9 protein-coding genes are annotated in these 10,134 nt (G+C 74.4%); 6 read left to right on the forward strand and 3 right to left on the reverse strand.

The window, feature by feature from the left end; all coding sequences use genetic code 11:
- The first annotated feature begins 81 nt into the window (after positions 1 to 81).
- Positions 82 to 594 carry a hypothetical protein gene (locus UW392_RS27010; protein WP_320777730.1) on the forward strand — a complete coding sequence of 171 codons (513 nt, stop codon included), beginning with the start codon at positions 82 to 84 and terminating at the stop codon, positions 592 to 594.
- 136 nt (positions 595 to 730) lie between these two features.
- Here the strand turns inward: UW392_RS27010 and UW392_RS27015 are convergent, their stop codons facing one another.
- Positions 731 to 1,495: an ABC transporter ATP-binding protein gene (locus tag UW392_RS27015; RefSeq protein ID WP_320777731.1), complete on the reverse strand. Its 765-nt coding sequence runs from the start codon at positions 1,493 to 1,495 to the stop codon at positions 731 to 733.
- A 222-nt stretch (positions 1,496 to 1,717) separates the two neighbouring features.
- Between UW392_RS27015 and pcaC the strand changes: the two genes are divergently transcribed.
- Genes pcaC through UW392_RS27030 form a run of 3 tightly spaced genes read left to right on the forward strand, consistent with a single transcriptional unit; the run spans position 1,718 to position 4,505 of the window.
- Positions 1,718 to 3,010: a 4-carboxymuconolactone decarboxylase gene (pcaC, locus tag UW392_RS27020; RefSeq protein ID WP_320777732.1), complete on the forward strand. Its 1,293-nt coding sequence runs from the start codon at positions 1,718 to 1,720 to the stop codon at positions 3,008 to 3,010.
- A 49-nt stretch (positions 3,011 to 3,059) separates the two neighbouring features.
- Positions 3,060 to 3,695: an MBL fold metallo-hydrolase gene (locus UW392_RS27025; protein ID WP_320777742.1), complete on the forward strand. Its 636-nt coding sequence runs from the start codon at positions 3,060 to 3,062 to the stop codon at positions 3,693 to 3,695.
- Between the two features lie 30 nt (positions 3,696 to 3,725).
- A complete protein-coding gene (locus UW392_RS27030) occupies positions 3,726 to 4,505 on the forward strand; it encodes an exodeoxyribonuclease III (RefSeq protein ID WP_320777733.1) in 780 nt (259 codons plus the stop codon).
- 53 nt (positions 4,506 to 4,558) lie between these two features.
- Here UW392_RS27030 and UW392_RS27035 read toward each other — a convergent pair whose 3' ends face one another.
- Positions 4,559 to 6,328 (reverse strand): SGNH/GDSL hydrolase family protein, encoded by a 1,770-nt coding sequence (locus UW392_RS27035; RefSeq protein WP_320777734.1) that lies wholly within the window; start codon positions 6,326 to 6,328, stop codon positions 4,559 to 4,561.
- A 165-nt stretch (positions 6,329 to 6,493) separates the two neighbouring features.
- On the opposite strand from UW392_RS27035, the gene UW392_RS27040 reads away from it, so the two are divergent.
- Complete coding sequence (locus UW392_RS27040) at positions 6,494 to 6,901, forward strand: DUF6278 family protein (RefSeq protein WP_320777735.1); 408 nt, start codon at positions 6,494 to 6,496, stop codon at positions 6,899 to 6,901.
- A 517-nt stretch (positions 6,902 to 7,418) separates the two neighbouring features.
- On the opposite strand, the gene UW392_RS27045 is transcribed toward UW392_RS27040, so the two are convergent.
- Positions 7,419 to 8,183, reverse strand: a complete 765-nt coding sequence (locus UW392_RS27045) for a hypothetical protein (protein WP_320777736.1) — start codon at positions 8,181 to 8,183, stop codon at positions 7,419 to 7,421.
- Between the two features lie 102 nt (positions 8,184 to 8,285).
- Here UW392_RS27045 and ggt point away from each other — a divergent pair, with 102 nt between their 5' ends.
- Positions 8,286 to 10,112, forward strand: a complete 1,827-nt coding sequence (gene ggt / locus UW392_RS27050) for a gamma-glutamyltransferase (RefSeq protein ID WP_320777737.1) — start codon at positions 8,286 to 8,288, stop codon at positions 10,110 to 10,112.
- Positions 10,113 to 10,134: the final 22 nt, after the last annotated feature.

Genomic DNA, 10,134 nt, shown 5'->3' on the forward strand with positions numbered 1-10,134 from the left:
GACTCCACTCCGCCTCCCGATGCCACCTCAGCCCGCAGCACCACCCCTGGCTCCGCCGGCCGATTCAGCCATGACCCGGCCGTGCGGCTCACGAACGTGGCGGGGACTCCCGCCACGGTGGACGAGGTCGCCGGATGGGCGCGGGGTCTGTCCGACGGGACGAAGTCGTCGCTCACGGCCGCCCTGATGCGGGACATCGCCACACCGGAGGAGCAGCGGGCCGCGGCCATGGGCATGGTCCGGTCGATGCCCGACGACGCGGGCCCCGACGTGGCCGAGGCCCTCGTCCAGGGCATCTCCGCCCCGGACCAGCGGCGGGCGGTCGCCGAGCGGGTGGTCGGCACGCTGCACCCGAAACAGCAGCAGCGGCTGGCCGAGTCCGTGCTCGGCAGACCGGACAAGGCGACCCGGCAGACTCTCTGGTTCATCGTCGTCTGGACCATGACCGTCGCGGTCTTCGTCTTCGGTGCCCTCGCGTTCGTGCTCATCTACCGGGGACGGCCCGCGGAGGCCCCCCTCGCCCTGGCCACGACCGCGCTCGGCGGCGTGGTCGGCCTCGTCGCGACCAGTCCGGGCAGCCGGTCCTCGGAGTGAGGGGACTGTCTCCACCAGGGCGGCGGCCCCGGCGTACCGGAGCCGGACCGGCGTACCGGGGTCGGACCGGCGTACCGGAGCCGGACCGGCGTACCGGGGCCGGACCGGCGTTCGCGGACGTCGGTGCGGGCCGGCGTCACGTCTCCAGACGGGCCATGCGGGCGGCGATCGCGGCGGCGTCGCCCCGGGCGCCCCCGACGTGCGCGACACGGTCGGCGATCCGGCCGTCCTTGAGGAAGACCACGACATCGGCCACGGCCGCCGCCACCGGATCGTGCGTGACCATCAGCGTGGTCTGGCCCGCCCGGTCGACCAGCGTCCGCATCAGTTCCAGCACCTGACGGGAGGTGACGGTGTCCAGGGCCCCGGTGGGCTCGTCCGCGAAGAGGACGTCGGGCCGGGTGACGAGGGCGCGGGCGAGGGCGACGCGCTGCTGCTGGCCGCCGGACAGTTCACCGGGGCGGTGTCCTGCGCGGTCGGCCAGACCGACCGCGGCGAGCGCGTCACCGACCTGCTCGCGGCCGACCCGGCGGCCGGCGAGGCGGGACGGCAGTTCGACGTTCTGGGCCGCCGTCAGCGACTCCACCAGGTTGAAGGACTGGAAGACGAAGCCGACGCGGTCCCGCCGGAGCCCGGTGCGCTGCCGTTCGTTCAGCCCGCCGATGTCCACGCCGGAGAGGACGATCCGGCCGCTGCCCGGCCGTTCCAGTCCGGCCGCGCAGTGCAGCAGCGTCGACTTGCCGGAACCGGAGGGCCCCATGATGGCGGTGAAGGTGCCGTGCGGAAAGGCGGCGGAAATCCCGTCCAGCGCGGTCACGCCACGTCCACCGGTGCCGTGGACCTTGCGTACGTCATGGAGGTGGACCGCGTCGCGCACGGTGGTCGGGCTCGTTGTCGTCATGCCCCGATTCCACCGCTCGCACGGGGTCCGGCACACTGACCCGCTCTCTACTTCCTGGGGTGGGGTCAGCTATACCGTGTCGCCTGGACAGCCCGGACAGCCCGGACACGGCGATCACAGGCGTCCCGTGACAGCCTGGCAGCACCCGGCGCGGGCATGAGCCGCAGGGTCCGTCTGTACGATGCTCGGGCGTCAGAACGTGACAGACGAAGGTGTGAACCCGTGACAGAAGGCAAGACCGAGACGCTGCAGTACCGCTTCGACGGGCCAGAACACCTGCCGGTCCTGATCCTCGGGCCGTCCCTCGGCACCACCTGGCACATGTGGGACCGCCAGGTACCCGAGCTCGCGCAGCAGTGGCGGATCTTCCGCTTCGACCTCCCGGGGCACGGGGGCGCCCCCGCGCACCCGGCCGGGTCCGTCGGTGACATCACCGACCGGCTGCTGGCCACTCTCGACGGGCTCGGCGTGCAGCGCTTCGGCTACGCGGGGTGCGCGCTGGGCGGCGCGATCGGCATCGAGCTGGCGCTGCGCCACCCCGAGCGGCTCGCCTCGCTCGCCCTGATCGCGGCCTCGCCCCGGTTCGGCACCGCCGACGAGTTCCGCCAGCGCGGCGTGATCGTCCGTACCAACGGACTCGACCCCATCGCCCGCACCTCGCCCGACCGCTGGTTCACCGGCGGCTTCGCCGCGGCGCAGCCCGCGATCACCGAGTGGGCCGTGCAGATGGTCCGCACCACCGACCCCGGCTGCTACATCGCCGCCTGCGAGGCGCTCGCCTCCTTCGACGTCCGCCCCGAGCTGGGCCGCGTCGGCGTCCCCACCCTCGTCCTGGTCGGCTCCGAGGACCAGGTCACCGGGCCCGCCGAGGCCCGCACCCTGGTCGCCGGCATCCCCGACGCCCGCCTCGCCGTGGTGCCCGGCGCCTCCCACCTGGTGCCGGTCGAGCAGCCCGCCGCCGTCACCGACCTCCTCGTACGGCACTTCACCACGGCCTGGCAGCCCGCCCCGGACGCCACCGGCCAGACCGTCCTGCCCGGTCTCCCCGGCAAGCCGGTACTGGCCGCGACGCCGCCGACCGCGCCCGTCGCCGAGATCGCCCCGGCCGTCGTGCAGCCGCAGACCCAGGGCCGCCCCGACCCGTACGAGGCGGGGCTGAAGGTACGCCGGGAGGTGCTCGGCGACGCCCACGTCGACCGCGTGCTCGCCGACGCCGACGACTTCTCCGGCGACTTCCAGGAACTCCTCACCCGCTACGCCTGGGGCGAGATCTGGAACCGGCCGGGCCTGGACCGCCGCACCCGCAGCTGCGTCACCCTCACGGCGCTCGTCGCCGCCGGTCACACCGAGCAGCTCGCCCCCGAGCTGCGGGCCGCCCTGCGCAACGGGCTCACCCCGGCCGAGATCAAGGAGGTGCTCCTCCAGACCGCCGTCTACTGCGGCGTCCCCGCCGCCGACCGCGCCTTCCGCGTCGCCCAGCAGGTGGTCCGGGAGGAGACCACCCCCGAGGACTGATATGACCCGGGCGGCCCCCGGCGGCAGGATGGAAGGTATGGAACAGGACATGAAGCTCACCAAGAAGTCCCACTCCTGCGTCCGTCTGGAGAAGGACGGACAGACGCTCGTCATCGACCCGGGCGGGTTCAGCGAGGAGGAAGCCGCCGTCGGCGCGGACGCCGTCCTCGTCACCCACGAGCACCCCGACCACTTCGACGAGGGACGGCTGCGCGCCGCGCTGGAGGCCAACCCGGGGGCCGGGATCTGGACCCTGCGGTCCGTCGCGGAGCAGCTCGCCGCCGCCTTCCCGGGGCGCGTGCACACCGTGGGCCACGGCGACACCTTCACCGCCGCCGGGTTCGACGTCCAGGTCCACGGCGAGCTGCACGCGGTGATCCATCCGGACATCCCGCGGATCACCAACGTCGGCTACCTCGTGGACGGCGGCAGGGTCTTCCACCCCGGCGACGCCCTCACCGTCCCCGACCACCCCGTCGAGACGCTGATGCTCCCGGTGATGGCCCCCTGGAACAAGATCTCCGAGGTGATCGACTACGTCCGCGAGGTCGGGCCGCAGCGTGCCTACGACATCCACGACGCCCTGCTCACCGACCTCGCGCGTCCCGTCTACGACCGGCAGATCGGCGCCCTCGGCGGCGCCGAGCACCTGCGCCTCGCGGCGGGGGAGGCCACCGTCCTGTGAGTGTCGTACCCGCCCGGTAGGTTGGGTGACATGCGTATCGCGACCTGGAACGTGAACTCGATCACCGCCCGCCTGCCGAGGCTGCTGGCCTGGCTGGAGAGCAGCGGCACCGACGTGCTCTGCCTCCAGGAGGCCAAGGTGGCCGAGGAGCAGTTCCCCGTGGAGGCGCTGCGCGAGGCGGGCTACGAGGCCGCCGTCCACGCCACCGGCCGGTGGAACGGCGTGGCGGTGCTCAGCCGCGTCGGCCTGGCGGACGTCGTCAAGGGCCTGCCCGGCGACCCCGGCTACGACGGCGTCAAGGAGCCCCGCGCGGTCTCCGCGACCTGCGGCCCGGTCCGCGTCTGGTCGGTGTACGTGCCCAACGGCCGCGAGGTCGACCACCCCCACTACGCGTACAAGCTCCAGTGGTTCGAGGCGCTCCGCGCGGCTGTCGCGGACGACGCGGCGGGCGACCGGCCGTTCGCGGTGCTCGGCGACTACAACGTCGCGCCGGCCGACGACGACGTCTACGACCGCGCCGCCTTCGAGGGCTCCACCCACGTCACCCCCGCCGAGCGCGCCGCCCTCGCCGACCTGCGCGACGCCGGGCTGACCGACGTGGTCCCGCGCCCCCTGAAGTACGACCACCCGTACACCTACTGGGACTACCGCCAGCTCTGCTTCCCCAAGAACCGCGGCATGCGCATCGACCTGGTGTACGGCAACGAGCCGTTCGCGAAGGCGGTCACCGACGCCTACGTCGACCGCGAGGAGCGCAAGGGCAAGGGCGCCTCCGACCACGCCCCCGTCGTCGTCGACCTGGACGTCTAGGACGCCGGTCCGGCCCGGGTCCGGCCCGGGTCAGGCCCAGGACCGGCCCAGGTCTAGCCCGCGTCCAGCAGGGCCAGGTCCACCGAGCGGGCCAGCGCGGCCAGGCCCGCGTCGCCGGGGTGCAGATGGTCGCCGCTGTCGTAGGCGGGCCGCATCCGGGCCGGGTCCGCCGGGTCCCGCAGCACGGCGTCGAAGTCGAGCACGGCGTCGAAGGCGCCCGCCGAGCGGAGCCAGGCGTTCACCCCGGCCCGCTCGGCCTCCACGGCGGCCGTGCACCCGGCCCGGCCCCCGCACGGCAGGACCGTCGCCGCCACCGCCCTGAGGCCCCGCTCGCGCGCCCGTTCCGCCAGCCCGCCCAGGGCCTCGGTCACCGCCCGCGCGTCCGCACCCGCCAGCAGGTCGTTGACGCCCTCGAAGACGACCACCGTCCGCGCGGACGTCTGGGCGGCCACGTCCCGGTCGAAGCGGTGCGGGGCGGACACCCCGGCCTGGTCGGTGGAGACCCCGTCGCCGGGGTAGCGGTCGCCGGTCACGCGGTTGCCCGAGACGCCGTGGTTCAGGACCCCGTAGTGAGGCACCGCGTCCTGCGCCCGCAGCCGCCCGGCCAGCACGTCCGGCCAGCGGCGGTTCGCGCCGGCCGTCGACCGGTCGCCGTCGGTGATCGAGTCGCCGAGCAGCACCACCGCGCCCGGCCCGCCGCCGACGTCGACCCCGGCCAGCAGCGGCCAGTTCGTCAGCGCCGCCTGGAACCCCTTCGCCGAACGGTCCGCCGTGTGGTCGCCCGGACCGCTCAGGTACGACCTCTGCACCGCGAGCCGGTGCGCGGGCAGCGCCTTCACCGTGCCGGGGAGGTGGAAGCTCACCAGCAGATCGGCACCGGCGGGCACCGCGAAGGCGAGCGGATCGCTGTACGCCTGTGCGCCCGCCGGGATCACCACGCCGTCCGCGCCGCCGAACGACAGCGCCGCCGGCCGGCCCCGCGGCTCGGCGCCCGCCGCCCGTACGGCCACGGTCGCGCCGCCGATCCGGACCGGTGCCGTCGCGAAGGTGTTGTCGAACCGCACCCGCACCCGCTGCCCGCCGGCCGAGACCCGCACCACCAGCCGCAGCGTCCGGTCCGTCCACGGGCCCACCGCCGGATGCCCGGACGTCGACGCCGCCCACGTCCCCGTCCAGCCGCGCCCGGCACCGCGTACCGCCACCGCGAACACGTGCAGCCCGCTCGCGCGCGGCAGCCGCACCGAGACGACCTCGCGGTCCGCGGCGATCGGCACGGTCACCACGTACAGCCTGGCCTTCCCGGCGCGCGGGCCGGACGGGGTGCCGACGTGCGGCAGGGCGACGGCCTTGGTCGCGAGCGGCCCGGAGAGCCAGTCGGGGGAGAGGAGGCGGTACGAGGACCGGGTGCCGTCCGCGTACGACACCCAACCCCGGCCGCCCGCCTCGCCGCCGCCGGTCGCGGTCACCAGGAACGCCAGCGCGTCACCGCGTCCCGCCACCCGGACCTCCTGCCCGTCGGCCCGGACGTTGTCGGGACCGCCCTCGCGCCGCGCCGGCCAGGTCAGCCGGGCGCCCTGCACGGTGAGGGCCCGGCCCGGCGTCCAGCCCGCGGCGGCGAGGTCCCGGGCCGGGAGGTACCCGCCCGCGCCGTCGAGATCCGCCGCGCCCGCACGGGTGCCGTCGCCGACGGCCGTGTTGTCGAAGTACCGCGCCAGCGGCAGCGGGCCCGCGTCCCGGCCGGCCGCGGCGGGCGCGGGTGCTCCCGGCGTCACCACCGCCAGCAGCAGGAGGACCACTGTGGCGCCCCACACCCCTCTGTGCACAGCCGGCTCCTCCCCCTCGACGGACCCTCGGCGGAACGCAAGGGAAGCTAGGAAGACCCCCGTCACACGTCAACGCGCCATGCCGACACGGGCGGTGAAGTCGCCCGGATGTGTGTATGCGCGCGCCTGTGGTGCGTACGGCGGTGCGAATGACAGGCTGGGGGGATGAACATCCCCTTCCTGGGCAAGCGGCGCGCGGAGCCGGGAGTTCGCGATCCCGAGGGCATCGCCGGCCTGCTCGCCGAGTGCGAACTGCTCCGCTCCCAGGCCGCGCGGGAGGGCGTCCGTCTCGACGACTCCCCGGCCTCGCTGGAGCAGCTCGACCAGGTCGTGCCGCGCTGGCGGGACGACGAGGAGGTGCTGCCCTGGCTGGGCAACGACGCGGGGCTGTACCTCGGCACCGTGATCGTCGGCACCGTTCCCGGGGCCGCCTGGTGGTTCCGGTCGGACGGGCAGCCGGTCGTACGGCTCGACTCCGGACGGGAGTTCGACGTGGTGGCCTGTGGGCACGAGTGGGCGGTCAGCGGTGCGCCGGAGCTGTCGCAGACGTATGCCGAGGTCGCGGAGGCCTGAGCAACAAGGGCTGTAAATACGGCTAATGCCCGAAAAGTGCGTGTCGTGTGCAGGTTGCCCTCGCGGCCGTATAGCTTGCGGCAGCCAGGAGACGCCTGAAGGAAAAGGGCTGGAATGGTCGTCGATCCACTGATCGAGTCGAGTGACGTCAGGACCCGCGAGGAGGAGACCGGGGGCAGGAGGCGGCGAGCGGGTCCCGCCCCCCGCCCCAGCGCCCGGCCGGTCTGACCGGCCGCGCGCACCCTCCCTCCGGACCCGGACGCTTCCGGTGCCAGCCGCAGATCACTCCCGTGGGAGAAGGTCAGCTGCGCGCCGGCCGGGCGGCGGAGCGGCCCGCACGGAGAATGCCCGGGGCCCGGTGCCGGACTCACCCGTCCGGCACCGGGCCCCGGGGCGTCCCGGCCGGCCCCGGCCTCACGGGCGCGCGACTCCTCACCGACCCGTACAGCCCTCCCATCGCCCGTCGCCCGTCGACGAGTCGTCCGAAAGGGCGTGTTCCGCTGCGTGCGCGCGGGGATCAGCCGGCGGCCCGGTGCGACGTGCGCGACGTGGGGGCCGGGGCCGGGAGCGGGCTCGTGGCCGCCCGGGTCACGTCGCCGACGAGTTCGACCACGTCCGGACCGTACGCCTGGGAGTTGACCACCTTCAGCAGCAGCACGAACGGGGCGGCCCCGTGCTTGCGGGCCAGCCGCTCGTGGTTGCGGGCGAGGTACCGCGTGGCGGCCTGGTTGGCGATGGCCCGCTGGCCGCAGAAGAGGAACGCCGGCCGGGTCTCCCGGCCGTCCCCGGCGGTCAGCCGGGCCAGCAGCACGTACTCCGTGATCCCCGGGTCCATCCGGTAGCGCTCGCCGCCGATCAGGAAGGCGCCGCGGTCCGGGCCCGGCTCCGGGTCCACGTTGACCCGCACGCCCGGGAGCATCGCCGCCATGTGGGCCGTCATCCGCCGGTTCGACCCCGGACCGCCCACGCAGAACTCCGTGCGCTCGCCGAAGCCCTGGTGGACGGCGTCCTGGGTGACCACCTGGACGTGCGCGCCGCAGTCCTTGATCAGTGCGGACAGCTCCAGCAGGGCGAAGACGTCGATGCGGTGCACGGCGGGTTCCGCGGTCGCCGGGTCCCGGTTGACGACGAGGAGGGACTCGGAGTTGTCCGGCAGCCCGAAGAACGCCTGCTTGCGGCGGAGCTTGCGCCGCCACAGGTAGGTCCGGGCGACCCAGCCCAGCGCGGCGCTGATGCCCGCCGCGACCAGACCCAGGACGATGTTGCGCACGTCGTCATTCATGAGCGCGCATGGTAGCGGGCGTACGTGGAGAGGTGTTCGACTGGCCCCTGACGGGGGCATGACGACCAACTCGCTTGTCCTGACGGCTCACTGGAGGTGCGGATGCGTCACCCGGTCGCACGGAAACTGACGATCCTGGCGGTCTCGGCCGCCGTCGTGTCGGTGGGGGCGGCGGCACCCCCCGGCGCCCAGGAAGACAGAGCGGCCCCGGCCGCCGGGACCACGGCCGCCGCGAAGACGCCGGTCGCCGTCGGGTCCGGCGGTGCCGTCGCGAGCGTCGACGCGGACGCCAGCGCCGCCGGCATCGAGGTGCTGAAGAAGGGCGGCAACGCGGTGGACGCCGCCGTCGCCACCGCCGCCGCCCTCGGCGTCACCGAGCCCTACTCCGCGGGCGTCGGCGGCGGCGGATACTTCGTGTACTACGACGCGAGGTCCCGTACGGTCCGCACCATCGACGGCCGCGAGACCGCGCCGCTCAGCGCCGACGAGGACCTCTTCACCGAGGACGGCGAGCCGCTCGCCTTCGCCGACGCGGTCAGCAGCGGACTCGCCGTCGGCACCCCGGGCACCCCCGCCACCTGGCAGACCGCCCTCGACAAGTGGGGCAGCCGGAGCCTGGGCTCGGTCCTGCGGCCCGCCGAGCGTCTCGCCCGCGACGGCTTCACCGTCGACGAGACCTTCCGCTCCCAGACCGCCGCCAACGAGACCCGCTTCCGCTACTTCCCCGACACCGCCGAGCTGTTCCTCCCCGGCGGCGAACTCCCGGTCGTCGGCTCGACCTTCAACAACCCCGACCTGGCCGGCACGTACAAGCGGCTGGCCCGCGAGGGCGTCGACGCGATCTACGAGGGCGAGCTGGGCGAGGAGATCCTCGCCACCGTGAACGAACCGCCGGTCGACCCCGCCTCCGGCTGGAACGCCCGCCCCGGCGACCTCACCGAGAAGGACCTGGCCGCCTACCGCGCGAAGCTCCAGCCGCCGACGAAGACCTCCTACCGGGGCCTGGACGTCTACTCCATCGCGCCCTCCTCCTCGGGCGGCACCACGGTCGGCGAGGCCCTCAACATCCTGGAGCGCACCGACCTGTCGGCGGCCGACCGGGCGAGCTACCTGCACCGCTTCATCGAGGCGAGCCGCATCGCCTTCGCGGACCGGGGGCGCTGGGTCGGCGACCCCGCCTTCGAGTCCGTACCGGCCAGGGAACTGCTGTCGCAGCGGTACGCCGACTCCCGGGAGTGCCTGATCCGGGACGACGCGGTGCTGACCAGTCCGCTGGCGCCCGGCGACCCCCAAAACCCCGCCTCCTGCGCGAGCGGCGGCACGGCCGTGCCGACGACGTACGAGGGGGAGAACACCACCCATCTGACGGCCGCCGACAAGTGGGGCAACGTCGTCGCCTACACGCTCACCATCGAGCAGACCGGCGGCAGCGGGATCACCGTGCCGGGCCGCGGCTTCCTGCTCAACAACGAGCTGACCGACTTCTCCTTCGCCCCGGCCGATCCGGCGGTCCACGACCCGAACCTGCCGGGACCCGGCAAGCGGCCCCGGTCCTCGATCGCCCCGACGATCGTCCTAGACCGGCACGACAAGCCGGTCGTCGCGGTGGGCTCGCCCGGCGGCGCGACCATCATCACCACGGTGCTCCAGACGCTGACCGGCTTCCTCGACCGGGGGCTGCCGCTGGTCGACGCGATCGCGGCGCCGCGCGCCAGCCAGCGCAACGCGGCGCAGACGGAGCTCGAACCCGGACTGTACGAGAGCGCGGTGCGGGGGGAGCTGGAGGCGATCGGGCACTCGTTCAGGCTGAACGCCGAGATCGGCGCGGCGACGGGCGTGCAGCGGCTGCCCGACGGGCGGTGGCTCGCCGCGGCGGAGAAGGTCCGCCGGGGCGGCGGGTCGGCGATGGTGGTGCGGCCGGAACGGTGACGTGCGGGCGCCGCGCCCGCCC

The organism is Streptomyces sp. CRN 30 (genome assembly GCF_034105845.1).

Bases quoted from the DNA above. Each gene is read 5' to 3' on its own strand.
- UW392_RS27030 (WP_320777733.1), top strand. From the start codon at position 3,726: ATGCGTATCGCGACCTGGAACGTGAACTCGATCACCGCCCGCCTGCCG.
- UW392_RS27025 (WP_320777742.1), top strand. From the start codon at position 3,060: ATGAAGCTCACCAAGAAGTCCCACTCCTGCGTCCGTCTGGAGAAGGAC.
- UW392_RS27015 (WP_320777731.1), bottom strand. From the start codon at position 1,495: ATGACGACAACGAGCCCGACCACCGTGCGCGACGCGGTCCACCTCCAT.
- UW392_RS27040 (WP_320777735.1), top strand. From the start codon at position 6,494: ATGAACATCCCCTTCCTGGGCAAGCGGCGCGCGGAGCCGGGAGTTCGC.
- UW392_RS27045 (WP_320777736.1), bottom strand. From the start codon at position 8,183: ATGAATGACGACGTGCGCAACATCGTCCTGGGTCTGGTCGCGGCGGGC.
- ggt (WP_320777737.1), top strand. From the start codon at position 8,286: ATGCGTCACCCGGTCGCACGGAAACTGACGATCCTGGCGGTCTCGGCC.